20 protein-coding genes are annotated in these 25,453 nt (G+C 43.1%); 1 reads left to right on the top strand and 19 read right to left on the bottom strand.

From position 1 onward, the window contains the following. Nucleotides 1–2: 2 nt before the first annotated feature. Nucleotides 3–2,417 carry a DNA topoisomerase (ATP-hydrolyzing) subunit B gene (gyrB, locus tag Xentx_RS03950; protein ID WP_074018979.1) on the top strand — a complete coding sequence of 805 codons (2,415 nt, stop codon included), beginning with the start codon at nt 3–5 and terminating at the stop codon, nt 2,415–2,417. A gap of 76 nt (nt 2,418–2,493) precedes the next feature. On the opposite strand, the gene asd is transcribed toward gyrB, so the two are convergent. From asd to rsmG, 19 genes are all read right to left on the bottom strand, one after another. Continuing rightward, nucleotides 2,494–3,615 (bottom strand): aspartate-semialdehyde dehydrogenase, encoded by a 1,122-nt coding sequence (gene asd / locus Xentx_RS03945; RefSeq protein ID WP_074018978.1) that lies wholly within the window; start codon nt 3,613–3,615, stop codon nt 2,494–2,496. Between the two features lie 189 nt (nt 3,616–3,804). Then, complete coding sequence (locus tag Xentx_RS03940) at nt 3,805–5,253, bottom strand: flavin-containing monooxygenase (protein ID WP_074018977.1); 1,449 nt, start codon at nt 5,251–5,253, stop codon at nt 3,805–3,807. Nucleotides 5,254–5,403: 150 nt separating this feature from the next. Then, nucleotides 5,404–5,946 (bottom strand): GNAT family N-acetyltransferase, encoded by a 543-nt coding sequence (locus Xentx_RS03935; RefSeq protein ID WP_074018976.1) that lies wholly within the window; start codon nt 5,944–5,946, stop codon nt 5,404–5,406. Further along, nucleotides 5,927–6,232, bottom strand: coding sequence for a type II toxin-antitoxin system TacA family antitoxin (locus Xentx_RS03930; protein WP_074018975.1), 306 nt, complete (start codon nt 6,230–6,232; stop codon nt 5,927–5,929). The genes Xentx_RS03935 and Xentx_RS03930 overlap by 20 nt, the downstream gene beginning before the upstream one ends. Before the next feature lie 269 nt (nt 6,233–6,501). Continuing rightward, complete coding sequence (locus tag Xentx_RS03925) at nt 6,502–9,546, bottom strand: type I restriction endonuclease subunit R (protein ID WP_074018974.1); 3,045 nt, start codon at nt 9,544–9,546, stop codon at nt 6,502–6,504. A 227-nt stretch (nt 9,547–9,773) separates the two neighbouring features. Next, the gene (locus tag Xentx_RS03920) at nt 9,774–11,045 is read right to left on the bottom strand and encodes a restriction endonuclease subunit S (RefSeq protein ID WP_208607539.1); all 1,272 of its coding nucleotides are present in this window, start codon (nt 11,043–11,045) and stop codon (nt 9,774–9,776) included. Nucleotides 11,046–11,055: 10 nt separating this feature from the next. Then, the gene (locus Xentx_RS03915) at nt 11,056–13,437 is read right to left on the bottom strand and encodes a type I restriction-modification system subunit M (protein WP_074018973.1); all 2,382 of its coding nucleotides are present in this window, start codon (nt 13,435–13,437) and stop codon (nt 11,056–11,058) included. Nucleotides 13,438–13,764: 327 nt separating this feature from the next. After that, on the bottom strand, nt 13,765–15,594 hold the full coding sequence (gene glmS, locus Xentx_RS03910; protein ID WP_074018972.1) for a glutamine--fructose-6-phosphate transaminase (isomerizing): 1,830 nt from the start codon (nt 15,592–15,594) through the stop codon (nt 13,765–13,767). A gap of 136 nt (nt 15,595–15,730) precedes the next feature. After that, entirely contained in the window at nt 15,731–17,131 is a 1,401-nt protein-coding gene (gene glmU / locus Xentx_RS03905) for a bifunctional UDP-N-acetylglucosamine diphosphorylase/glucosamine-1-phosphate N-acetyltransferase GlmU (protein ID WP_074018971.1), read from the bottom strand. 140 nt (nt 17,132–17,271) lie between these two features. Further along, on the bottom strand, nt 17,272–17,694 hold the full coding sequence (locus Xentx_RS03900; RefSeq protein WP_045967700.1) for a F0F1 ATP synthase subunit epsilon: 423 nt from the start codon (nt 17,692–17,694) through the stop codon (nt 17,272–17,274). Between the two features lie 21 nt (nt 17,695–17,715). After that, on the bottom strand, nt 17,716–19,098 hold the full coding sequence (gene atpD / locus Xentx_RS03895) for a F0F1 ATP synthase subunit beta (RefSeq protein WP_074018970.1): 1,383 nt from the start codon (nt 19,096–19,098) through the stop codon (nt 17,716–17,718). A gap of 34 nt (nt 19,099–19,132) precedes the next feature. After that, on the bottom strand, nt 19,133–19,996 hold the full coding sequence (gene atpG, locus Xentx_RS03890; RefSeq protein ID WP_074019112.1) for a F0F1 ATP synthase subunit gamma: 864 nt from the start codon (nt 19,994–19,996) through the stop codon (nt 19,133–19,135). Nucleotides 19,997–20,068: 72 nt separating this feature from the next. Further along, nucleotides 20,069–21,610, bottom strand: a complete 1,542-nt coding sequence (atpA, locus tag Xentx_RS03885; RefSeq protein WP_074018969.1) for a F0F1 ATP synthase subunit alpha — start codon at nt 21,608–21,610, stop codon at nt 20,069–20,071. Between the two features lie 14 nt (nt 21,611–21,624). Continuing rightward, nucleotides 21,625–22,158, bottom strand: a complete 534-nt coding sequence (gene atpH / locus Xentx_RS03880; protein WP_074018968.1) for a F0F1 ATP synthase subunit delta — start codon at nt 22,156–22,158, stop codon at nt 21,625–21,627. 12 nt (nt 22,159–22,170) lie between these two features. Continuing rightward, on the bottom strand, nt 22,171–22,641 hold the full coding sequence (atpF, locus tag Xentx_RS03875) for a F0F1 ATP synthase subunit B (protein WP_047770880.1): 471 nt from the start codon (nt 22,639–22,641) through the stop codon (nt 22,171–22,173). 57 nt (nt 22,642–22,698) lie between these two features. After that, nucleotides 22,699–22,938 carry a F0F1 ATP synthase subunit C gene (gene atpE / locus Xentx_RS03870; RefSeq protein ID WP_045967711.1) on the bottom strand — a complete coding sequence of 80 codons (240 nt, stop codon included), beginning with the start codon at nt 22,936–22,938 and terminating at the stop codon, nt 22,699–22,701. A 51-nt stretch (nt 22,939–22,989) separates the two neighbouring features. After that, nucleotides 22,990–23,814, bottom strand: a complete 825-nt coding sequence (atpB, locus tag Xentx_RS03865) for a F0F1 ATP synthase subunit A (RefSeq protein ID WP_074018967.1) — start codon at nt 23,812–23,814, stop codon at nt 22,990–22,992. A gap of 31 nt (nt 23,815–23,845) precedes the next feature. Continuing rightward, nucleotides 23,846–24,223 (bottom strand): F0F1 ATP synthase subunit I, encoded by a 378-nt coding sequence (gene atpI / locus Xentx_RS03860; protein WP_074018966.1) that lies wholly within the window; start codon nt 24,221–24,223, stop codon nt 23,846–23,848. A gap of 609 nt (nt 24,224–24,832) precedes the next feature. Then, nucleotides 24,833–25,453: a 16S rRNA (guanine(527)-N(7))-methyltransferase RsmG gene (gene rsmG, locus Xentx_RS03855; RefSeq protein ID WP_074018965.1), complete on the bottom strand. Its 621-nt coding sequence runs from the start codon at nt 25,451–25,453 to the stop codon at nt 24,833–24,835.

The following is a 25,453-nucleotide window of genomic DNA, read 5'->3' as shown; positions in this document are numbered from 1 at the left end:
TGATGTCGAATACATATGACTCCTCAAGTATCAAGGTATTAAAAGGGCTGGATGCCGTCCGTAAACGTCCAGGCATGTATATCGGTGATACCGATGATGGTACCGGCCTGCACCACATGGTCTTCGAGGTTGTTGATAACGCTATCGACGAAGCCCTCGCAGGTCATTGTGACAAAATAACTGTCACTATCCACGCAGATAATTCAGTTTCTGTGCAGGATGATGGCCGCGGTATTCCGACCGACATACACGAAGAAGAAGGTGTTTCAGCAGCAGAAGTCATCATGACCGTGCTGCATGCGGGGGGTAAATTCGATGATAACTCCTATAAAGTTTCCGGTGGCTTACATGGCGTGGGGGTTTCTGTTGTTAACGCCTTATCGGAAAAACTGGAACTGACTATCCGCCGTGACGGTAAGGTTCACGAACAAACCTATTGTCTGGGCGTACCACAGTCACCATTGAAAGTCGTCGGTGATACTGAACAGACAGGAACGACTGTCCGTTTCTGGCCAAGTATGGATACGTTTAAGATTAACACTGAGTTCGAATTCGATATTCTGGCCAAACGCCTGCGTGAATTATCATTCCTCAACTCCGGTGTTGCCATTCGTTTAATCGACAAACGTACAAATACCGAAGATCTCTTCCACTATGAAGGGGGAATCAAAGCGTTTGTTGAATTCCTGAGCCGCAATAAAAACCCAATTCACCCAAATGTCTTCTATTTCTGTACCGAAAAAGACGGTATTGGTGTTGAAATTTCCATGCAATGGAATGACGGTTTTCAGGAAAACATTTACTGTTTCACCAACAACATTCCTCAGCGCGATGGGGGAACCCATTTAGTAGGTTTCCGTACTGCGATGACCCGTACCCTCAATAGCTACATGGACAAAGAGGGTTACAACAAAAAATCCAAAGTCAGCGCGACAGGTGATGATGCCCGTGAAGGCCTGATTGCGGTGATTTCCGTTAAAGTACCAGATCCTAAATTTTCTTCTCAGACCAAAGACAAGCTGGTTTCTTCCGAAGTGAAGACGGTGGTCGAAACCCTGATGAATGAGAAGCTGGTGGAATACCTGCTGGAAAACCCGAATGATGCCAAAACTGTCGTCGGCAAAATCATTGATGCAGCCCGTGCCCGTGAAGCAGCACGTAAAGCCCGTGAGATGACTCGCCGCAAAGGGGCACTGGATCTGGCCGGATTGCCGGGCAAACTGGCTGACTGCCAAGAGCGCGATCCAGCCCTGTCCGAACTCTACCTGGTAGAGGGTGATTCTGCGGGCGGTTCGGCAAAACAAGGACGCAACCGTAAGAACCAGGCTATTCTGCCATTGAAAGGTAAGATCCTGAACGTTGAGAAAGCACGCTTTGACAAAATGCTCTCCTCACAGGAAGTCGCCACTTTGATCACTGCTCTAGGTTGCGGAATTGGCCGTGATGAATACAACCCAGACAAGCTGCGTTATCACAGCATTATCATCATGACCGATGCCGACGTTGATGGTTCTCACATCCGTACTTTGCTGCTGACATTCTTCTATCGTCAGATGCCGGAAATCATTGAGCGCGGCTATGTCTACATTGCCCAGCCACCATTGTATAAAGTGAAGAAAGGCAAACAAGAGCAATACATCAAAGATGATGATGCAATGGAAGCCTACTTGATGTCCATTGCATTGGATGGCGCAGCATTGTATACCAATCCACATGCACCCGCCCTGAAAGGAGAAGCATTGGAAAAATTGGTGAATGAATTCAATGCCGCTCAGAAAATCATCCGTCGCATGGAACGTCTGTATCCGCTGGCTCTGCTGAATAACCTGGTTTACCATCCAAAACTAACCGAAGATGCTTTGAACAATCAGGCAAAAGTGGAAGAATGGGTAAGTGCACTGGCTACTCGTCTGAATGACAACGAGCAGCATGGCAGCACTTACAGCTATCAAATCCATGAGAACCGTGAACGCCAAATTTTCGAACCCGTTCTGTGCATTCGCACACATGGCGTTGATACCAACTACAATCTGGATTTTGATTTTATTCACGGTGGCGAATATCGCCGCATTACCAAACTGGGTGAATTGATCGGGAATTTGATTGAGGAAGGTGCATACATCGAACGTGGTGAACGTCGTCAGGCAATAAGCAGCTTTGAACAGGCTCTAGAATGGCTGACTAAAGAGTCACGCCGTGGTCTTTCCGTTCAGCGCTATAAAGGTCTGGGAGAGATGAATCCTGATCAGTTGTGGGAAACGACCATGAACCCAGAAACACGTCGCATGATGCGTGTAACAGTGAAAGATGCGATTGCCACTGACCAACTGTTCACGACTCTGATGGGAGATGCGGTTGAACCTCGCCGAGCATTTATTGAAGAGAATGCCCTGAAAGCGGCAAATATTGATATCTAATATTACTGCTTAAATCCTATTATCCCAGATAACCCTGTGCTATCTGGGATAGAATATTATCCCTCTATATGAATTCTTACAGCAAAATACGTAACATACGGCGCAAAGGCTCTGCTGCTCCCCATAGCAACTGATCGCCCACCGTAAAGGCAGATAAATACTCCGGCCCCATATTCAGCTTACGCAGACGACCCACTGGCGTATTCAACGTACCAGTCACTGCTGCCGGTGTTAACTCACGCATCGTTAGTTCACGATCATTTGGGATCACGCGCACCCAATCATTATGAGAAGCCAACAATGTTTCAATTTCATGGATAGGAATATCTTTTTTCAATTTCAGGGTAAAAGCCTGACTATGGCAGCGCAATGCCCCAATACGGACACACAGGCCATCAATCGGGATCACATTCTTGCCCGTGTTCAAGATCTTGTTGGTTTCTGCCTGACCTTTCCATTCTTCGCGGCTCTGCCCATTTTCCAGTTGCTTATCAATCCAAGGAATCAAGCTTCCCGCCAAAGGAACCCCGAACTGGTCAGTTGGCAATGCACCGCTGCGGGTAAAATCCGTTACACGTTTTTCAATATCCAAAATCGCGGAAGCGGGATTCTGTAGCTCCTCAGCAACCTGATTATGCAACATCCCCATTTGCACCAGCAGCTCACGCATATGGCGGGCACCACCGCCAGAAGCCGCCTGATAGCTTGATACCGACGCCCACTCAATCAAATCATTGGCAAATAGCCCTCCCAATGACATCAGCATCAAGCTAACGGTACAGTTACCGCCAACAAAAGTCTTGATGCCTTTATTCAGGCTATTTTGAATATGTTGATGGTTAACAGGATCAAGAATAATGACGGCATCATCATTCATACGCAGCGCAGAAGCGGCATCGATCCAATATCCCTGCCAGCCAGTTGCTCTCAGTTTAGGGTAGATTTCATTGGTATAATCCCCGCCCTGGCAACTAATGATAATATCTAGCGCACTCAGCGCCTCAATATCAAAAGCATTCTGTAAGACTCCTGATTTTCCTGCGCTATTTATTGTAAACTGCGGGGCAGGAAGCCCGTGTTGGGAAGTAGTAAAGAAAACCGGATTTATTTCGTCAAAATCCCGCTCTTCTACCATCCGGTGCATCAATACTGAGCCGACCATACCACGCCAGCCGATAAAACCTACACTCTTACTCATGTTTACCCTGCCTTGAAAGATGTTCATCAGATACCACTAATCTCATTAAAACTGACAAAATATAACGAAAGGTGCAAGTATATTTATGAGCTATAGCACTGGAACTTTTAAAGCGATATGTCTGCGATTTTGAAGCCATGAGATTTGCCTTCGGTTTGTTACGGCTCATCACAAATCGTGAGTTAAAATTTACTTCCACCGTAATGCCGTATCATCAATAGTTTGCCCAAATATCTCTTTATCCTTTTTATAATCATGTGAAACATGCCAATTTTGGCTACGCCCTTGACGAGGAAGACCAGATTCACCACGCCTCACATAACCTGAACGCAAAGAACCAAAAATATGCTCATTAATTACTACTTCATCCAGTTGCGCATGCGGTGTGACCACCTTGGCATGGCGGCGATCCATCTCATTTAACAAACGACAAATATATTCGGCTGAGAGATCAATTTTTAATGTCCAGGCATTATTGATATAGCCAACCAGATAAGCAAAATTAGGAACACCCTGTACCAATGTTCCCTTATATAACAATTGGCTATGACTTTGTGGTTTTTGTCCATCAATAAAAAGTTCTATTCCCCCCATAAGATGTAATTGCAGTCCTGTCGCTGTCACTATGATATCTGCGGGTAATTCCTTACCAGATTGCAACAAAATGCCATTTGCAGTAATACGCTCAATCTGGTCGGTAACGATAGAAGCTTTGCCTTCTTTCAGTACGTTGAACAGGTTACTGTCGGGAACAAAGCACAACCGTTCATCCCATGGCATGTACTTTGGCGTCAAGTGTTTCATGTCAAAACCAGAGCCAACCTTTCTGCGAGCCAATCCCAATAAAAACGATCTGAGCAGGTTAGGAAAATATCGACTTATCTTATACAGCGAACTGAAAAATAAGATATTGCGATTTTTACTTAACGTATAAATCCAACGTTGAGGAATAATGCCTTTTAACAGTTCTGCAATCTTATCCCTTCCTGGTATTGATAAAATATAACTGGGGGAACGCTGTAGCATGGTGATATGTTCAGTATCATTAGCCATTGCAGGCAGTAAAGTGACTGCGGTTGCACCACTTCCAATCACAACAACTCGCTTTCCTTTGTAATCCAATTCTTCGGGCCAGTATTGAGGATGAATGATTGGACCTTTGAAATCTTCAAGACCAGGAAATTTGGGTAAATGAGGTTCATCATAGTTGTAGTAACCTGTCGCCATGATAAGAAAATGACAGGTAAATTGCCGAGTTTCTCCACTGGATTCATCAATTGCAGTAACCGTCCATTGGCAAATTTCATTTGACCAGTCAGTTTGAATAATCTTTAACCCGAACTGTATTTTCTTATCAACTTCATACTCTGTTGCTACTGAATGGAGATAGCGCCTAATTGAAGGCCCATCAGCAAAAATACTAGTATCTGTCCAAGGACGGAATTTATAGCCATAGCTCATCATATCCGAATCTGTACGAATACCTGGATAGCGAAATAAATCCCAAGTTCCCCCTATATTATGGCGACGTTCTAAGATCCCCACTTTTTTATTAGGACATTCCCTTGCCAGATGACACGCCATGCCAATACCGGAAACTCCGGCGCCTATGATCAAAATATCATAATGGTTACTCATACTACTTCTCCTGCAAAAAGATTCTTTTAACCAGATAAATGGCTTGTTCAATATGTCATGTTATTTTTTATTTGCAGAAGCAACCATTTGCATTTATGTAGGGGGAGTATCAGGATGTTAATGGTTAGTTATTCAAAAAATGAATAGCTGTTACTTTATAGCTGCCAATAAATCCTGAATTTTTAAAAACATGGGAGTTGTTCTATTAGGTGAAGGAATTCCTAATTCAACAAATCCTAGGAGTGTATAAAATGCAATAGCATCAGGAGCAGCATCCAGAAATATTCCCTTAATGGGCATCACATTATGAACTTTAATGGCATGCTGTAAAAATTCCCTCATTAAAATATGACCATATCCTTTATTTTGATGCTTAACTGATACTCCTAGCATCACCAAACGAACGACAGAAAGGTCACTTGGCATAGAGCCGCTCAATACACCACTGAGCCGAGATTTTGCCAATGAATAGCCAGTAAAACTACAAACTCCAAGTAATTCCCCCGTTTTGGTGTCAATTAGAACCTTGGCAACACAATTTCCATTGGCGACGTTACTCCTAAGACTACTGCGAACGTAACGATTAATAACATGATTGCCACAATCAAAAGCTTTTTGCCCTGGATATGTCATATCGCTCTGATAGTTCACACAAATGTATTCAACCATGATTTCATTTAATAGCTTTTCCATCTCTGTTCTTTCTCATCAAAGCACATAAAGCAAGTGTTGGAGATGCGGGTTCAGCAATCAATATATTCAAGGTACGCCAGTTTTCTTCATCTAACTCACGGCGTTTTTGGTTTTCCAGAACTTCTTCTGCTCGTTCGAAAGCTGTGTTCAAGATAAAAGCACTTAAATCGACACCAGCAACCTGCGCAGCCTGACGTAAGATTTCTTTTAGCTCGGTGCTGGTTTTTAACTCTATGCGCGCATTTTTAGCCGCTTTGAGTGTTTTTTCCACTGATATCGTTGCCATTCTAGGTCACTCCTGTTGTTTGATAATTACCATTTCTTACTCGTTTGTAGTAATAGCTTTCGTGTATATATTGTACTGATGGAAGATAGCATTTAGTGGAGATAGATGCAATTATGTACGGCTGTAAGCCGTACATATAAGATGAAAGTTTAATAATTGAGTGACATCTATTTGCTGGTTCCAACGCTGTCTAATTGTTGGTTTAGAATTGCTTCAAATTTTTTAACTGAATGTATTTAAAATAAAAAATTATAAATTAAGGCAATTACCTATTCCCCAATTATTCGTTGCATACTTTGAGTCCAGGAAACTTTGAAGGCAGGATCGTTTGCGAACAGTTTGTAAAGTTCCAGCTCCTCTTTTCGACGCTGGAGCATAATTTCCTTCAACATTTTTTCGAAAGCTAACTCTCGGTTATGTGGATCTAGATTGTTTTTATACTTTGCTTCAAAATCAGGATGATTGCGGATACTGTCCGCTATATTCACAAACTTGACCCTTTGTTCCTCAGGGGTTGCACTCCAGCCCTGGAACCATTTATCATTAAAAGTACGAATAATTTCATCTAATTCTTCGGTTTCTTTCCCCATTCCATAGGCACCTCTTGGATTAGGATTCTGAGGCTCTAGTTCTGACTCAGAGTCATCCAATTTAATACTATGATTTAGCTGAACTCGTTGTAGACCATAAGAACTCAAATCTACTGACTCCAGTAATTTGTCGAAAACCTCTTCGTCTGGATCTTCCACGTTCAATTTAGGGATCAGAAACTTAAGAAACCAGAACAGTTTTTCCCATGACACAAATTCATAAGGCATGATGGATGCCATCTGGCTGTAAATTTTCACAAATTGCTTGGCTTTAATTTTGAAATCTACTTTGGCCTGAGGTGTAAGATCTAGCTCGCTGTCAAACCGCCCAACCGCCTTATCGATAATTGGACTCAATGTTTGAGCATCTTCATTATTGAAATAACGGATAACGAAATCTTCAACTTCATACCATTCATAAACCCCCACATCATCCATTTCATCTTTTAGCTCATGGAGGACATTAATATCCGTAGCCTGAGACAGTAATGTTGCGGTATAAAAGGGATCAAATGCTGTTTTAATATCCTCCACTGAGTTAAAGAAATCCAATATAAACAAGTCTTCTGTCTTCTTACCCAATTTAGGTGCACTACGATTTAAGCGAGAGAGTGTTTGTACACATAAAACGCTGGCCAACTTCTTATCCACATACATTGCACAAAGTTTTGGTTGATCAAATCCGGTAAGGTACTTGTTAGCAACCACAAGCAAACGATATTCATCTGTATCAAACTTATCCTTAGTATCCATTTCGGCAAAGCCATTGATCTCTGCCTCTGTATATTCAATACCATCGACTTCTTTAGATCCTGAAAAGGCGATTAGCACCTTAAAAGGGTTGCCTTGCTCTTCTAAAATATGACTAATTGCTTTGTAGTATCGAATCGCTGTCTCAATGTTCTGGGTTACGACCATACCTTTACCTTTCCCTTTGAGTTTTTTGGCATTCACTATATGAGGGATAAAGTGTTCAAGCATGATCTCAGCTTTAGTATCAATGGTCTGCTGGCTACGCTCAACATAAGCACGCAACTTCTTCTGCGCTTTTTTAGTATCAAACTCAGGGTTCTCAGCTATCGATTTTTCTATTTCGTAGTAACTTCTATAAGTAGTGTAGTTAGCGAGCACATCCAAAATAAAACCTTCCTCAATGGCTTGCTTCATTGAGTACAGGTGGAATGGTTTAAATGACCCATCCTCCTGACACTGACCAAACTTCTCCAGCGTGCTGTTCTTAGGGGTTGCTGTGAACGCCAGATAAGATGCATTACCACGCATCTTGCGTGATTTCATCGCTTGCAAGATCTTATCCTGCGCATCCTCTTCAACATCCGGTTTACCCATGGCTTGGTTCATATTGTCATGCGCTGACCCGGACTGAGAGCTGTGCGCCTCATCAATAATTACTGCAAATCGTTTGTCACTGAGGTCAGCGATACCATCAATGATAAACGGAAATTTCTGGATCGTTGTGATAATGATCTTTTTACCATTTTCTAACGCTTGTTTAAGCTCAGATGATTTATGTACCGATGCAATGATGTTCTTAACTTCAGAGAAACCCTTAATATTCTTCCTAAGCTGCTCATCCAATAGTCGTCTATCTGTCACAACAATGACAGAGTCAAATAAGGGTTGCTCAAGACCTCGTCCATCTGAGATAGCTTCCGAAGCGGGATAGGTTTCAATAAGTTGATAAGCGGCCCATGTAATGGAATTAGACTTCCCTGAACCGGCTGAATGTTGAATTAAATAAGTTTGACCAATACCGTAGATCGATGCGTGAGCCACTAACTTACGCACGACATCCAACTGATGATAACGAGGAAAGAAAAGTGTTCTCTTTGAGAGCAGATCTTTACTGGTTCCATCCAGACGAACAAAGTGCTGAATGATATTAGCAATGCTTTCTTTAGTGAAAATTTCTTCCCATAGATAAGCTGTTTTGTGTCCGTTGCGATTGGGTGGATTGCCCTGACCAAGGTTGTACCCCTTGTTGAACGGCAGGAAGAAGGTATTTTTACCTGCCAGCTTAGTTGTCATATAGACTTCATCGGTATCCACCGCCATATGTACCAAACAGCGCCCAAAAGTTAATAATGGCTGGTTAGTATCTCTATCTTCACGATACTGTTTTTTCCCATGGTATCTTGCTGTTTGGCCTGTCCAGGCATTCTTAAGCTCCAGAGTAATAATCGGAATGCCATTGATAAACAAAACCATGTCAATTTCTTGTCGCGGATTAGCAAGTGAATAGCGTACTTGTCGGGTACAACTGAAAATATTGTCAGTAAAATTTTGTTTTACCTTATCGCTGCTACTGGCTAGTGGTACTGAATACATCAGATCAAAGTGTGCATCATCGACACTTAACCCTTTTTTAAGAAGATGTAAGACACCATGTTTTTTAATCAGACGGTCATAACGTTCAAGCAGTTTTCTTTTCCAATCAGAGGGGGAATTTTTCTTGAGTTTGGCAAGCTCTTCTTTTTGTGTTTTTTCCAAAAACTGCCAGAAAAACCGCTTATCTAACGCATATTGATTGTCGAAATCTAAAGGAACTCCAATAGAATACCCAGCGGAGTCTGGAGATGATCCAACAGAATATACAAACCCTGTATCTTGAAGAGATAAACCTTCTTTCAATTCTTCGGAACTAATCCCCGCTAAGCACTTCTCAATTGTTGACTCTAATGCTTGTTCGTTAGTTTTACTAACCATAATCAAATTATCCTTATCCAAAATTCTTTTGCGCTAGTGCCTCTGTCACTTTTTGCAACGAACCTTGTAAAGGTTATTCTAATTTACTTATGTAAGCGAGATGCCTAGCGATAGATTGTGACTGAATCGCAGAAGTTACAGAAAATTGGATGCGGGAAGGTTTTTATTACCCACCACATCCATTTCAAGATCAGTTTGATGTAACTGTAAACATAACGCCTGTTTACTTATGCTTCAGTCATTTCAGGTGTTATTTTGATTTTGCCGGTTACAGCACTATTGATGAGTGAGGTTTTGTATTCTTTGAGTTTTTTGATTTGCTGAATCAAATTTTTTTCAGCAGATTCAGAAAAATCTAATATTATACTAATATATTTGGATATATTTGCTTGCTCATTGCTAGGAGGAACAGGTAATAGCATGTTTAAAATGAAGTCGGGATTTGCTCTTGGCATTTTTGAGCCATAAGTAGATGCATCAACTGTTTTTATAAATCCGTCAGATAATAATAACTTTGATATAAACTCTCTATTGAATGATGAATTAATATCAAATACCAGAAATTCGGTAGAACAAACCCCACCAAATTCAGCTAAGTAAACTTTAGCAAGATAAGGTCTTAATTTTCCGAATAAGATTTGTCCTTTTTTAAAAATATTAGCGAGTCCATCGGCTTCACTATCTACCCCGCTAAGTAACCCCGTACCTGCCTGAACAGACTCCATACCAAGATACTGAAAATCTGAATACTTACTTTCTACTTTATCTTTAGTCAGGGTAAGACAATACTTTAATTTCCTAACTTCCCAATGTTCCGGTATCTGCCCAATCCAATCCACACCTGAATCTTTCATCGGTACATTAGGATTAAGTCCTTGTGTCACAGCCTTCTGGATGGTGATTTGCTTACGTTCTTTTAACAAAGCTATTTGCTGCTCTTTGATTGAGATAGCTTCGTCGATTTGGGCGGTTTTTTGGCCGAGGTATTTAGCTATGATTGATTGTTCTTGAATAGGTGGATACAACAACATGCTATTTGCGATATGGTTAAAACTAATAGTTTGCCGCACACCAGAGCCCAGTAGTTTAATATAAGCTACGTCGTACCTATGCAGAAGATATTTGAAGTACCCTTTATCAAGTACACTTTTTTCCTTGATTACAAGGTAACCAGCGCTTACAACAACATTAATCTGCGATAACGCTATTCTTAAACTGATTAAGTCATAATTGAGATTAAGTGGATTAATCAAAAATTCACCAGACAAAACTTCCTGATATGACGCTTTAGTACTCTCAAGTACTTTCTCATCATTTTTGGTTACTACTTCACCAAAACTAATAGAACCACAATTGAGGCTCATATTTTTTGTATGTTTTTTTTCAAAAAACAGATGCTTTAATTTTTTTACATCCCAGTGAGAAGGTACGTTTCCTATCCAACCTTCACCCGAGTCTTTATAAGACTCATATTTCGACATTTCTGCAATACTTACCATGAATGTCCCCTTACCCTTGAGCCTTTTCAACTGACAAGCCCAGAATTTGCGCAATCAAGCCCTCAGCCTTCTGCTCCAGACTAATGATATCTGATGCCACCTCTTCAAGCGTGCGAAGTGGTTTATGACGATAGAAGTATTTATTAAAGCTAATCTCATATCCGATTTTTACTGAATCCAAGTTGATCCATGCCTCATCGACATAAGGTTTCACTTCTTTCTGAAAATATTCGTAGATGCTTTGGTTCAGCGGTATGGACTCGCTATCACGCAAATCAGAACTCGTCTCATAGGTGACATATTCACCTTTTTTGTCTGTAGGATAAAAACCAAAATCAGGCAGATCTGAAACTTCACATTCGTAGCATTCCAAAAGCTCATCAAGTTTATCACCCGTTAATTTGACTACCTTTTTGATGACCTTAGCCGCTGTTTCATCATACCAGCTCACCGCGTTCAGGATCGCGTTTTTCTCGGTAGCCGAGAGCTTAATTTGGTGTGTTTTCAACTCCTGTTCCACTTGTGATTTAAAAACGTTGAAATCATCAAATTCACTTGTCCCAATTGCTGCCATTAATTGCTTAGCTGTTTCATACACAGATTTGAGTGACAACCAGTGATTAATATCCAAAAGCTTGACTTTCGCTTTAGTATTCAAACTGATGTCATTTTCTTCACACCAAGATATAATCTCTTTTTCAATCGATTTCAGGAAACCTTTCTCATACACCTTGTCACCATGCTCAGCATATAAGTGTGACATAACATCACTTAACTGTTTGTCAAAACGAAGTGGATTGATAGCATCATGAGTGAATTTTGCTTTACGGCGATCAGGGCGCTCAATGATGACTTTGTAGTAACCAAAATCATCGTTACGAAATACTTGGCTAGCAATGCCAACTGGATCACCGTTAGCATCCAATTGACGCTCAACAGTGGCACAGGATAGATAAGTACTGGTTATTTCTTCAATATGTTCAGGAGCAAACTCACAATTCTTATTGCCAAGGTTCTTACGCAATTTACGATATAAAAGGCTGGCATCGATCAGTTGAACCTTGCCACGACGATTTTTTGATTTATTATTGCTCAGTATCCAAATATAAGTAGTAATACCCGTGTTATAAAAAAAGTTATTTGGTAGCTGAACAATCGCCTCCAGCATATCGTTTTCTATGATGTAGCGACGGATATTGCTCTCACCACCACCCGCATCACCGGTAAATAAGCTAGAACCATTGTGAACAGAAGCTATACGACTTCCCCACGGGCTAATTTTTGGTGACTTCGTTTTGCTGACCATTTCCATCAGAAACAGTAACTGACCATCACTTGAGCGAGGCGTCGCATCATAGTCAGATTCAACACCCCAAAAATCCTTTAATTTGACCTTGAAGCGTGGATCAATCACTTCAGTGCCATTTTTAATGTGCTTCTGTTCGGACGCCCAGCTTTTGCCATAAGGAGGATTAGACAGCATAAAATCGAAACAATTTGAGTAAAATTCGTCAGTAGATAAAGTCGAGCCAACCCTGATATTTTCCGGATTATTATTCTTAATGATCATATCGGATTTACAGATGGCATACGTTTCGTCGTTAATTTCCTTACCATACAGGTAAATGTCGCGGTTATCTTTTGGATACTTTTCTTTAATAAAGTTTTGCGATTCCGTAAGCATACCGCCACTACCACAAGCGGGATCATACACGGTCATGGTGAGTGGTAACGAGCCTTCTACTGGATCAAAAAGTAAGTGAACCATCAATTCAATCACTTCGCGCGGTGTGAAATGCTCACCAGCCTCTTCATTGTTTTCTTCATTGAATTTACGGATAAGTTCCTCAAAGACATACCCCATTCCCAAGTTGGTAAGAGCTGGTAGTTTATTGCCATCTGGATCGGTGGTCTCTTTTGGGGTTAGGTTTATATAATCTGATACAAACTTTTCAACTACGTCTAGGAGTACTTGCTTAGAAGCCATATGGCGGATTTGCGACTTCAGATTAAAACACTCAATAATCTCTTTAACGTTGTTACTAAACCCCAACAAGTACTCATTAAAGTTTTCAAGCAAGATTTGCTGGTTGTTAGTTGCGGTATTGAGCAATGTTTTTAGTGTCCATTTGGAGGTGTTGTAAAACACATAGCCGCTAGCTTTTATTAACGGATCATCATCCAGCTCAATGGAATTCATCTCTTCTTTCTGGAACCTAACTTCTTCAAGTACCGCTTCTTTGGTCGGCTCCAGCAAGGTATCCAAACGGCGCAACACCACCATAGGCAGGATCACATCACGATACTTACCGCGTACATACACGTCACGCAGGCAATCATCAGCAATGTTCCAAATAAAAGAAACTAGTTTATTGTGTACGCTGTGGTTCATATCTTTTCCGTTTAGTGTGACAACCTCAGTGGTCACATTATTCTTTTAAAATTAATAACAAATCATGTGATTAATGAATGAAAAAATCACATAAAGAAATAAAATCTTGCTTAGTTATGCAGTAGAAACTTTGATTGTCAAGTCACATAGCAACAATCGAAACTGTGAGTTTTTTGAGGATATATTGAGTTTAGTTCAGACATCATACTTGAAAATAACTATGATCTGTTTGCAGAAAAAAATGATAAATTCATTACGTGCAAATTATCCAAATGTGGTGAGATCTGCCTTTATAAGACAGATCTCTGATAGTTAACTACAACACCATCACTCCACCGTCACTGACTTCGCCAAATTCCTCGGTTGATCCACATCCGTGCCTTTGATCAATGCAACGTGGTAAGACAGTAATTGCAGTGGCACGGTATAGAAGATCGGTGCGATCAGCTCTTCTACGTGTGGCAGGGAGATGATCTTCATATTTTCGCTGTTGGTGAAACCCGCATCCTGATCGGCGAAGACATACAACAAACCGCCACGGGCACGGACTTCTTCGATATTGGATTTCAATTTTTCCAGCAGTTCGTTGTTCGGTGCAACGATGATCACTGGCATATCCGCGTCGATCAATGCCAATGGACCATGCTTCAATTCACCGGCAGCGTAGGCTTCTGCGTGAATATAGGAGATCTCTTTCAGTTTCAGTGCACCTTCAACCGCGATCGGGTATTGATCGCCACGGCCAAGGAACAAGGCATGATGTTTTTCAGAGAAATCTTCTGCCAATGCTTCAATCAACTTATCTTTAGATAACATGCTTTCAATGCGGCTTGGCAGGGCATGTAGGGCATGGACAATATTTTGTTCCAGTGCTGCATCTGCACCTTTCAGGCGTCCTATATAAGCCACCAGCATCAGCAATACAGTTAGCTGGGTGGTAAAGGCTTTAGTGGACGCCACGCCGATTTCAGCCCCTGCTTTGGTCATCAGGGCAAATTCAGATTCACGTACCAAAGAGGAACCGGCAACGTTACAGATGGTCAACGAAGTCAGATAACCCAGTTCTTTGGATAAACGCAGAGCAGCCAAGGTATCAGCCGTTTCACCAGATTGGGACAGAGTGATCAGCAGGCTTCCTTTACGGCGCGCTGGCTTGCGGTAACGAAATTCAGAAGCAATTTCAACATCACATGGAATACCTGCCAGTGATTCAAACCAGTAGCGCGAAACCATTCCCGCATTGTAGGAAGTACCGCAAGCAACGATTTGGATATGCTCAACTTGAGACAGCAATTGCGCAGCATTAGCGCCCAGTTCTGACAGATTTACCTGACCATTGCTCAAACGGCCTTCCAATGTGCTTTTGATCGCCATCGGTTGTTCGTAAATCTCTTTCTGCATGTAATGGCGGTATACACCTTTATCACCTGCATCGTACTGAACGCTAGATTCAATTTGTTCACGTTCAACCGCTTTGCCCTGTACATCAAAGATACGAACGGTACGGCGAGTGATTTCTGCAATATCACCTTCTTCCAGATAGATAAAGCGGCGGGTCACTGGCAGTAATGCTAATTGATCTGATGCCAGGAAGTTTTCACCCACACCTAAGCCAATGACCAATGGGCTGCCAGAACGTGCAGCAACCAGTACATCAGGATGACGGCTATCCATAATTACAGTGCCATAAGCGCCACGCAATTTTGGAATCACACGCTGCACCACTTCCAGCAGCGAACCGCTCTGTTGCTGCTCCCAGTGAACAAGATGGGCAATGGTTTCTGTATCTGTATCAGAAGAGAAGGTGTAACCACGCGCTTTCAATTCTTCACGCAGTTCTTCGTGGTTTTCAATAATGCCATTATGCACAACAGCAATGTGTTCAGAAACATGGGGATGGGCATTACGTTCGCTTGGTTCACCGTGAGTCGCCCAACGAGTATGAGCAATCCCCGTTCCACCAATGACAGGCTGTTTGTCTGCTTCATCAGCCAACATCTGCACTTTACCCACTTCACGCAGGCGAGTCATGCGGTTTTCACTGTCAACGACAGCCATACCCGCAGAGTCATAACCACGATACTCTAGGCGACGAAGACCTTCGATCAGTATTTCTGCAATATCTCGTTGTGCTACTGCACCAACAATTCCACACATTTTGTTTTATTCCTAAAAACAGGGCGATGAAGCCCTTTTATGTCGCCAACCTGATTATCTTACGGCAAATTGTGTTTCGGCTTTGCCGTCCCCGAGCTTTGTAGAGATGGGGATTTTTATTGTGGATATATCTTGGTTATTTTTTCTTTACTGGACGCTGCCAGTTTTTAATATGGGTTTGTTTTACACGACTGATAACCAAGTCATTCTCAGCAACGTCTTTTGTTACTGTGGTTCCGGCACCAATAGTCGCGCCTTTCGCTATCGTAACTGGCGCAACAAGTTGGGTGTCAGAACCAACAAAAACATCATCACCAATGATGGTCTTAAATTTATTGGCGCCATCATAGTTACAAGTAATGGTTCCCGCACCAATATTGACATTATTACCAATTTCAGAATCACCAAGATAAGTCAGATGACCAGCCTTGGAACCTTTGCCAAGCGAGGATTTTTTCATTTCAACGAAATTGCCAACGTGAGCTTTTTCCGCCAATTTGGAGCCAGGGCGTAAACGGGCAAAAGGCCCAATAGTGCACTCAGCCGCAATTTCAGAATCTTCGATGATAGTGTAAGGGTCAATAACTACCCCATCACCAATAACACAATTTTTCAGGATACAACCAGAGCCAATCTGAACATTATTTCCCAATGTGACATGACCTTTAATAATCACATTGGTATCAATTACCACATCTCGACCATGTTCTAATGTTCCACGCAAATCAAAACGAGCAGGATCTAACAACATGACGCCCGCCAACAGTAATTTTTCTGCTTGCTCAGATTGATAAATACGCTCCAAGGCAGAAAGTTGCTGGCGATTGTTGACTCCTTCCATCTCACTTAAACGGCTTGGGTGTACCGCCTTGATTTGACGACCTTCTTTGTGTGCAAGCGCAATAACATCCGTCAGGTAATATTCTCCCTGTGCGTTATTGTTTTCCAACCTTGATAACCAACGTTTCAAATCACCGCCATTCGCTACCAAAATACCGGTATTAATCTCGTTGATTTTACGCTGTTCTTCCGTTGCATCTTTCTGTTCGATAATGCCCGTCACTTCACCATTTTCACGAATGATACGACCATAGCCCGTTGGATTATCCAGTATCGCGGTTAATAAACCAATTCCACCCTCTGGCTTAGCTTCAATCAAACGCGCCAAAGTATCTTTACCAATCAAGGGCACATCACCGTAAAGGATCAGAATATCTTCATCATCCGAAAAATGCGGAGCAGCTTGCTGCATGGCATGACCCGTGCCAAGCTGTTCTGCTTGCAGTACCCAATTTAGATCTTGGTTGGGAAGGGCTTGTTTCATCAAATCCCCACCATGACCATAAACCAAGTGAATATTTTGGGCACCCAACGCCATTGCGGTATCAATAACATGCTGAACCATCGGCTTACCGGCTAGCAAGTGCAGAACTTTAGGAAGCGCGGAATACATGCGAGTTCCCTTGCCTGCGGCAAGGATCACGACACTTTTTGTATCGACACTATTTACGTTGTCATTATTTGCAATCACAGACATAAGAAACCTGACAATCCCAATTTTTAAGTATGAAAGTAAACCTGTTTGCGAAATAAATTGCCACATATTTCGCAATGCAAAAAAGCCAGTTAGTTTTCACCAACTGGCTTTTTATCTAACTGCCTATACCCTTTGGTACATTACATCATTTTTTTTGTCAGCTCGATAACGCGAAGTTTCGCGATCGCTTTCGACAATTCAGCAGATGCCTGAGCATAATCAACATCGCCGTGAGAATTACGGATGTGTTCTTCTGCCTTGCGCTTGGCTTCAAGCACTTTAGCTTCGTCCAAATCCTTACCACGGATCGCTGTATCGGCCAGTACGATAACGCCGTTTGGCTGAACTTCAAGAATACCACCTGACAGGTAGATAAATTCTTCTTCACCAAACTGCTTAACAATACGTATCATGCCCGGTTTTATGGCAGTAAGCAGTGGCGTGTGTTGAGGATAAATCCCCAGCTCACCTTCACTACCTGTCACCTGAATTTTCTGTACCAGCCCTTCAAACATCTGTTTTTCAGCACTGACTACGTTCAGGGAGAACGTCATTGCAGCCATATCAACCTCCCGTCAGCCGTATTAAAGCGTTTTCGCTTTTTCCACAGCTTCTTCGATGGTACCAACCATGTAGAACGCCTGCTCTGGCAGGTGGTCATAATCACCGTTCAGGATGCCTTTGAAGCCACGGATAGTGTCTTTCAGAGAAACGAATTTACCTGGTGAACCGGTGAAGACTTCTGCAACGAAGAATGGCTGAGACAGGAAGCGCTGGATCTTACGGGCACGTGCCACAACCAGCTTGTCGTCTTCAGACAGTTCGTCCATACCCAGAATGGCAATGATGTCTTTCAGTTCCTGATAACGTTGCAGGATAGACTGAACACCACGAGCCACGTCATAATGCTCCTGACCAACAACCAGTGGGTCAAGCTGACGGCTGGTTGAATCCAGAGGGTCAACCGCTGGGTAAATACCCAGAGATGCAATCTGGCGGCTCAATACGACGGTTGCATCCAAGTGAGCAAAAGTTGTCGCAGGTGATGGGTCAGTCAAGTCATCCGCAGGAACGTAAACTGCCTGTACGGAGGTGATGGAGCCCGTTTTGGTTGAGGTGATACGCTCTTGCAGGGCACCCATCTCTTCCGCCAGCGTTGGCTGATAACCTACCGCAGATGGCATACGACCCAACAGTGCAGATACTTCTGTCCCTGCCAAGGTATAACGGTAAATGTTATCAACGAACAACAGAACGTCACGGCCTTCATCACGGAATTTTTCCGCCATCGTCAAACCTGTCAATGCAACACGCAGACGGTTTCCTGGTGGCTCATTCATCTGACCGTATACCAGAGATACTTTGTCCAGTACGTTTGAATCAGTCATTTCATGATAGAAGTCGTTACCTTCACGGGTACGCTCACCAACACCGGCAAATACAGAATAACCTGAGTGCTCGATCGCGATGTTACGGATCAGCTCCATCATGTTAACGGTTTTACCTACACCCGCACCACCAAACAAACCAACTTTACCACCCTTAGCGAATGGGCAGATCAAGTCCATCACCTTGATACCGGTTTCCAACAGTTCCTGAGAGTTAGATAACTCTTCATAGGATGGTGCTGTACGATGAATTGACCAGCGCTCTTCTTCGCCAATCTCACCTTTCATATCAATTGGATCACCCAATACGTTCATGATACGGCCCAGTGTCGCTTTACCCACTGGTACTTCGATTGGGTGCCCTAAATCAGTCACGTCCAAATTACGGCGCAGGCCATCGGAGGTACCCATTGCTATACAACGAACGATACCACCACCTAACTGCTGCTGAACTTCCAGCACCAGTTTTTCTTCACCGTTTTTAACCTCAAGGGCATCGTATACTTTTGGTACGCTGTCCTGAGGGAATTCGACGTCCACCACGGCGCCGATTACCTGGATAATCTTTCCAGTAGCCATCTTGAATCCTCTACGTAATTCGTAAACCTAGCTGTTAAACCGCAGAAGCACCCGAAACGATTTCGGTGAGTTCCTGAGTGATGCTGGCCTGACGAGCTTTGTTGTAAACCAACTGCAACTCTTTGATCAGGTTGCCACCGTTATCGGTCGCGGCTTTCATCGCTACCATTCGTGCGGCCTGTTCACTAGCCAGGTTTTCAACGACGCCCTGATAAACTTGCGCTTCTATATAGCGACGCAGCAGGGTATCCAACAGCGCCTTAGGATCAGGTTCATACAGATAGTCCCAAGACTTCTTCTTCAGTGTTTCATCGTCTCCGGCTGGCAGAGGCAATAACTGAGTGATCGTCGGAACCTGAGACATTGTATTCATGAACTTGTTTGTCACTATATACAGTTTATCCAGACGCCCTTCGTCATATGCTTGCATCATGACGTGGACTGGCCCGATCAGTTCGGATAATGACGGGTTATCTCCCATCCCTGTTACTTGAGCAACAATGTTGCCACCAACAGAAGAAAAGAAGGAAACCGCTTTTGATCCAATAAGCGCCAAATCAACTTGGACGTTTTTATCAGACCAGTCTTTCATTTCTATCAGCAATTTTTTGAACACGTTAATGTTCAAACCGCCACATAAACCACGATCAGTCGAAACAACCACGTACCCAACACGCTTGACTTCGCGCTCTTCAAGGTATGGATGTTTGTATTCCAGATTACCTAACGCAAGGTGTCCAATCACATTGCGAATGGTTTCTGCATAAGGACGGCTGGCCGCCATGCGATCCTGCGTTTTACGCATTTTGGACGCGGCGACCATCTCCATCGCTTTAGTGATTTTTTGCGTGTTCTGCACACTGGCGATTTTGGTACGTATCTCTTTTGCGCCGGCCATTTCTGCTTCTCCGAATTCAACCAGACGGCCCAAGTTTTTTCATTAAATAGAATCAAACAGGGCCGAATAGTGTTACCAGGACTGAGTCGCCTTGAAGGATTCCAACAGAGCTTTCAGCTTCGCTTCAATCTCTCCATTGTAATCACCAGACTGGTCAATCTCTTTCAGAAGATCAGCATGTTCACGGTTAGCATACGCCAACAGCGCAGCTTCGAAACTGACCACTTTTGCGATTTCGATATCTTCCAGATAACCACGCTCAGCAGCAAACAGAGACAGAGCCTGCTGTGCAATAGACATCGGCTGATACTGTTTCTGTTTCAGCAACTCAGTGACTTTCTGACCATGATCCAACTGCTTACGCGTTGCGTCATCCAGATCAGAAGCAAACTGGGAGAATGCTGCCAGTTCGCGGTACTGAGCCAGAGCGGTACGAATACCACCAGACAGTTTCTTGATGATCTTAGTCTGAGCAGCACCACCTACACGGGATACGGAAATCCCTGGGTTAACCGCTGGACGGATACCTGAGTTGAACAGAGACGATTCAAGGAAGATCTGACCATCAGTGATGGAGATAACGTTTGTTGGCACGAATGCAGAAACGTCACCCGCCTGAGTTTCAATGATTGGCAGTGCGGTCAGAGAACCGGTTTTACCCTTCACTTCACCATTAGTGAATTTTTCAACGTATTCAGCGTTAACACGCGCTGCACGCTCCAGCAAACGGGAGTGCAAATAGAAAACGTCACCAGGGTATGCTTCACGTCCAGGTGGACGACGCAGCAATAGGGAAATCTGACGGTATGCTACAGCTTGTTTAGACAGATCATCGTAAACAATCAGTGCATCTTCACCGCGATCACGGAAGTATTCACCCATCGCACAGCCAGAGTAGGGTGCCAGATATTGCAGAGCCGCAGATTCAGAAGCGGATGCAACAACAACGATAGTGTTTTCCAGTGCGTCGTGTTCTTCCAGTTTACGAACTACGTTAGCAATGGTAGAGGCTTTTTGGCCAATTGCAACATAGACACATTTGATACCAGAATTACGCTGGTTGATGATCGCATCAATAGCCAGAGCGGTTTTACCGGTCTGACGGTCACCGATTACCAACTCACGCTGGCCGCGGCCGATTGGGATCATGGCATCAACGGATTTGTAACCTGTCTGGACAGGCTGGTCAACAGATTGACGATCGATAACACCTGGTGCGATAACTTCTACAGGTGAGAAGCCATCGTTCTCAATAGCGCCCTTGCCATCAATTGGTTCACCCAGTGTGTTAACAACACGACCCAGCAGACCACGACCAACAGGCACTTCCAAAATACGGCCAGTACATTTGACTTTCATGCCTTCGGCCAAGTCAGCATACGGACCCATCACAACCGCACCTACAGAGTCGCGCTCCAGGTTCAGTGCAATTGCGTAACGGTTGCCAGGCAGGGAAAGCATTTCACCTTGCATGACATCGGCTAAACCGTGGATACGAATGATACCGTCGTTAACGGAAACAATCGTACCTTCATTGTGAGCTTCGCTCACGACATTGAACTGAGCAATACGCTGTTTGATCAGTTCGCTGATTTCGGTGGAATTCAGTTGCATATGCTCCAGTCCCCTTAAGACTGCAAGACGTCTGTTAAACGATCCAGGCGGCCACGAATGCTGCCATCGATCACCATGTCACCTGCATGGATAATCACGCCGGCAATAACAGACTTGTCAATTTTGCAATTCAGCTTCACTTTGCGTGACAGACGTTTTTCCATCGCCGCAGAAATTTTAGCCTGCTGCTGCTCATTCAGTTCGGACGCAGAAATCACTTCAACATCGATAGTCGATTCAAGTGACGCACGCAATTGGATAAATTGCTGGAAGACTTCTGGCAGTACCAGCAAGCGACCATTTTCTGCCATTACACGAATAAAGTTCTGAGCATGCTCATCAACCTGCTCACCACAAAGGGTGATGAAGGTTTTGGCTAACGTTTCCGGTGCGAATGAACCGGAAAGCAGCTCACCAACCTGCTCATTGCGAGTAACCTCAGCAATGAACGCCAGCATGTTCTGCCAGTGTTCGAGAGATTGATGTTCTACAGCAAAGTCAAAAGCTGCTTTGGCGTAGGGGCGAGCTACCGTAGCAAATTCAGACATGCCCCTCCCTCCTTACAGTTCAGCGACCAGTTTATCAACGATGTCGCTGTTAGCAGCTTCATCCACGGAACGTTCGATGATTTTCTCGGCACCTGCGATAGCCAGCATCGCAACCTGTTTACGTAACTCTTCACGAGCGCGCTTGCGTTCAGCCTCAATTTCAGCATGGGCTTGCGCTACAATTCTGTTACGTTCCAGCTCTGCTTCTGCTTTAGCATCATCGATAATTTGGGCTTTTTGTTTATTAGCCTGCTCAATGATAACTTGTGCATCAGCTTTCGCTTTTTTCAGTTGGTCGGTCGCATTGGCTTGCGCTAAGTCCAGGTTCTTTTTGGCACGCTCTGCTGAAGCCAAACCGTCAGCAATCTCTTTCTGACGTTTTTCAATGGCCGCCATGATTGGTGGCCATACATACTTCATGCAGAACAAAACAAACAGGACAAACGCTAAGGCCTGGCCGAGGATTGTTGCGTTAATATTCACGACACAATACCTCTATTTCAATTAATGAATTGGCGTAATTTTAAGTTCTGCTATCTATTAACCGCCAACAGCGAACATCATAAACAAGCCCAGGCCCACAGCAATCATCGGGATGGCGTCAACCAAGCCCATGACGATAAAGAACTGCGTACGCAGCAGAGGAATCAGATCAGGTTGGCGAGCAGCGCCTTCCAGGAATTTACCCCCGAGGATGCCGATACCGATCGCAGCACCAATAGCCGCCAAACCCATCAGAATAGCGGCAGCTATGTACAGCAGATCCATGTTTATATCCATGACAGTCTCCAGTTTGTTTCAAGTTAAAACACAATTATTGATTGATAAAAATTAATGCTCTTCAGATGCCATCGACAGATAAACAATCGTCAGAACCATGAAAATAAAGGCTTGTAACGTAATAATCAGTATGTGGAAAATCGCCCAAGGCAAGCTGAGTAACCACTGTGCTCCCCACGGTAGAAGAGCCGCAATAAGAATAAAGATCAATTCACCCGCATACATATTACCAAACAGTCGCAGACCGAGTGATATAGGTTTAGACAGCAAACTGACCCCTTCCAAGATTAAGTTAATTGGAATAAAAAGTGGATGATTGAAAGGCTGTAACGTCAGCTCCTTCGCAAAACCACGAATTCCTTTCATCTTAATGCTGTAGAACAGAATGAGGACAAAGACACCGAGAGCCATCGACAAAGTGACACTGACATCTGCGGTTGGAACAATACGCAGAGCAGGCAAACCGAAGAAGTGTTCACCGATTAAAGGAATCAAATCGATTGGCAGCAAGTCCAATGCGTTCATGAGTAACACCCAGACGAACACAGTCAAAGCCAGAGGAGCTATCACTTTGCTCTTGCCGTGATACATATCACGCACGGTGTTATCAACGAAGCCGATTACCATTTCTATTGCAGTCTGAAATTTGCCCGGAACGCCGTCAGTGGCGCGAACCGCGACTCTTCTGAATACAAATAGAAACAACATCCCTAATACGATGGAGAAAAAAAGCGAGTCGATATTCAACGTCCAGAACGTCGCCTCATAACCACTAGCGTGGGGATTGACCAACTCAAAGGTACGCAAGTCCAACTGAAGGTGCTTCAGGTGATGACTTATGTACTCCGAAGTTGAAACTTCTCCTGATGCAGACATGATGCTTTTTACCCTTTTGTTGTTAAAAACGCTAACCGTTCATTACGGCAGGTGCGATGATCTGCACAATCAGCACCGCTAAATAGGCCACACCAAGTGGTGCAAATGCCGCCTTGAACACCCCTAAAGCGACTATCAGCACGATTATCGTAATGATAACCTTTACCCCTTCGCTAATCGCGAAAAACCATGCAATCCGTACTGGAACTCCTTCTTCTTTTACCTTTTGGAAGCGGCTAAGTAGCATAAAAATGGCATTTGGTAGCCAACATGCTAGCCCACCAGCAAAAGCAGAAGCGCCCCACTCTATACTTTTGGTACAAAAAGCTACACTGAGAATAACAAAAGTCATTAACTGCAAAAATAACAGTTTCAGTGCCATTCTACCGCTGTAAAGGGATACAGACATGACTTTTGTTTTCTCCCTGTGGTACACCATCACATATCAGGCTTTGCTGAATGTTGTATAAAACTGGCTTTGCTTAAGAGTGTCAAGTGACAAAAACGTGCAAATTATACGGGCAGCCAAAATGAATTCAATCCATAAGTAGCGAAAAAGTGAATAATTATTTAAATTTCTAACTTTGGTGCTATATCGCTCACAAATACCATTTAATATTCTGCAATGAGTAATGGTATGACCTCAGAATTAAACGTGATATACATCACATTAAACAAAAATCATTAATTATATTTATCATTAAATATGTGATAAAAATCTTTTATTTTTTTATAGAAAATCAAACTATTAATATTATACCTATGAAGTTTTATCTGATATATCGATAAAAAAGGTTAAATGATTATTTTCTCACTTTCTCTAAAATTTATTTATAAAGAGAATCGATAGCAATCTTTGAAAAGAGAAATTCTACCAATATAAAAATAACGTTGGTTTTCTGTGAATCATCAGTAAATAAAGTTGAATCCATGGAAGAGAATAATGAGTAACGTCAGTTACATTTTAAATGTAGTTGACGTCACTAATTATTTAAATTTTTATTGACAAATAGCAAAATTAGTTTGACTTAAGTATTACCAAATGACGCTGCTCATCTAACTCTGTGACTTGGAGAGGAACGACGGTATCGAGCACAATCCCCGTTGGCAATTCAGCCAATTCATCTTCCGGCAGTACACCTTTCAAAGCATAAAAACGCCCTTCAAGTGGTTTAGGAAGATGGTTGCACCATGACAGCATGTCTTGCAATGAAGCAAATGCACGGCTAATCACCCCATCAAAAAGAGGTTCAGGAATAAATTCTTCAACCCGGCTCTGTACAGGCTCAATGTTGTTCAAACCTAATTCATGTTGAACCTGACGCAAAAAGCGAACGCGTTTTCCCAGACTATCCAATAAAGTAAAATGAGAATCTGGGCGTACAATTGCCAGTGGGATTCCTGGCAAGCCAGGCCCTGTTCCGACATCAATAAAACGCGTTCCATGCAGGAATGGATTAACAACGATGCTATCCATAATATGCCGAACCAGCATCTGTTCCGGATCACGGACAGATGTCAGGTTATAAGTCTTGTTCCACTTATTCAGCATGTCAACATAGGCAACGAGCTGCTGTTTTTGTGGCAGTGATAACTTAATGTCAGTTTTCGCCAGCAGTGATTCCAATTTGTTAAGCAA

This window comes from Xenorhabdus thuongxuanensis (genome assembly GCF_001908095.1).
In the GTDB taxonomy this organism is placed as follows: Bacteria; Pseudomonadota; Gammaproteobacteria; order Enterobacterales; family Enterobacteriaceae; genus Xenorhabdus; species Xenorhabdus thuongxuanensis.
This window is presented reverse-complemented; position numbering and strand designations above follow the sequence as displayed.

Coding starts and splice junctions, on each gene's coding strand:
- atpD (WP_074018970.1), bottom strand. CDS start 19,098: ATGGCTACTGGAAAGATTATCCAGGTAATCGGCGCCGTGGTGGACGTC.
- Xentx_RS03930 (WP_074018975.1), bottom strand. CDS start 6,232: ATGGCAACGATATCAGTGGAAAAAACACTCAAAGCGGCTAAAAATGCG.
- atpA (WP_074018969.1), bottom strand. CDS start 21,610: ATGCAACTGAATTCCACCGAAATCAGCGAACTGATCAAACAGCGTATT.
- Xentx_RS03900 (WP_045967700.1), bottom strand. CDS start 17,694: ATGGCTGCAATGACGTTCTCCCTGAACGTAGTCAGTGCTGAAAAACAG.
- Xentx_RS03935 (WP_074018976.1), bottom strand. CDS start 5,946: ATGGAAAAGCTATTAAATGAAATCATGGTTGAATACATTTGTGTGAAC.
- glmU (WP_074018971.1), bottom strand. CDS start 17,131: ATGTCTGTGATTGCAAATAATGACAACGTAAATAGTGTCGATACAAAA.
- Xentx_RS03915 (WP_074018973.1), bottom strand. CDS start 13,437: ATGAACCACAGCGTACACAATAAACTAGTTTCTTTTATTTGGAACATT.
- glmS (WP_074018972.1), bottom strand. CDS start 15,594: ATGTGTGGAATTGTTGGTGCAGTAGCACAACGAGATATTGCAGAAATA.
- atpE (WP_045967711.1), bottom strand. CDS start 22,938: ATGGATATAAACATGGATCTGCTGTACATAGCTGCCGCTATTCTGATG.
- atpG (WP_074019112.1), bottom strand. CDS start 19,996: ATGGCCGGCGCAAAAGAGATACGTACCAAAATCGCCAGTGTGCAGAAC.
- Xentx_RS03925 (WP_074018974.1), bottom strand. CDS start 9,546: ATGGTTAGTAAAACTAACGAACAAGCATTAGAGTCAACAATTGAGAAG.
- Xentx_RS03940 (WP_074018977.1), bottom strand. CDS start 5,253: ATGAGTAACCATTATGATATTTTGATCATAGGCGCCGGAGTTTCCGGT.
- asd (WP_074018978.1), bottom strand. CDS start 3,615: ATGAGTAAGAGTGTAGGTTTTATCGGCTGGCGTGGTATGGTCGGCTCA.
- gyrB (WP_074018979.1), top strand. CDS start 3: ATGTCGAATACATATGACTCCTCAAGTATCAAGGTATTAAAAGGGCTG.
- atpI (WP_074018966.1), bottom strand. CDS start 24,223: ATGTCTGTATCCCTTTACAGCGGTAGAATGGCACTGAAACTGTTATTT.
- atpH (WP_074018968.1), bottom strand. CDS start 22,158: ATGTCTGAATTTGCTACGGTAGCTCGCCCCTACGCCAAAGCAGCTTTT.
- atpB (WP_074018967.1), bottom strand. CDS start 23,814: ATGTCTGCATCAGGAGAAGTTTCAACTTCGGAGTACATAAGTCATCAC.
- Xentx_RS03920 (WP_208607539.1), bottom strand. CDS start 11,045: ATGGTAAGTATTGCAGAAATGTCGAAATATGAGTCTTATAAAGACTCG.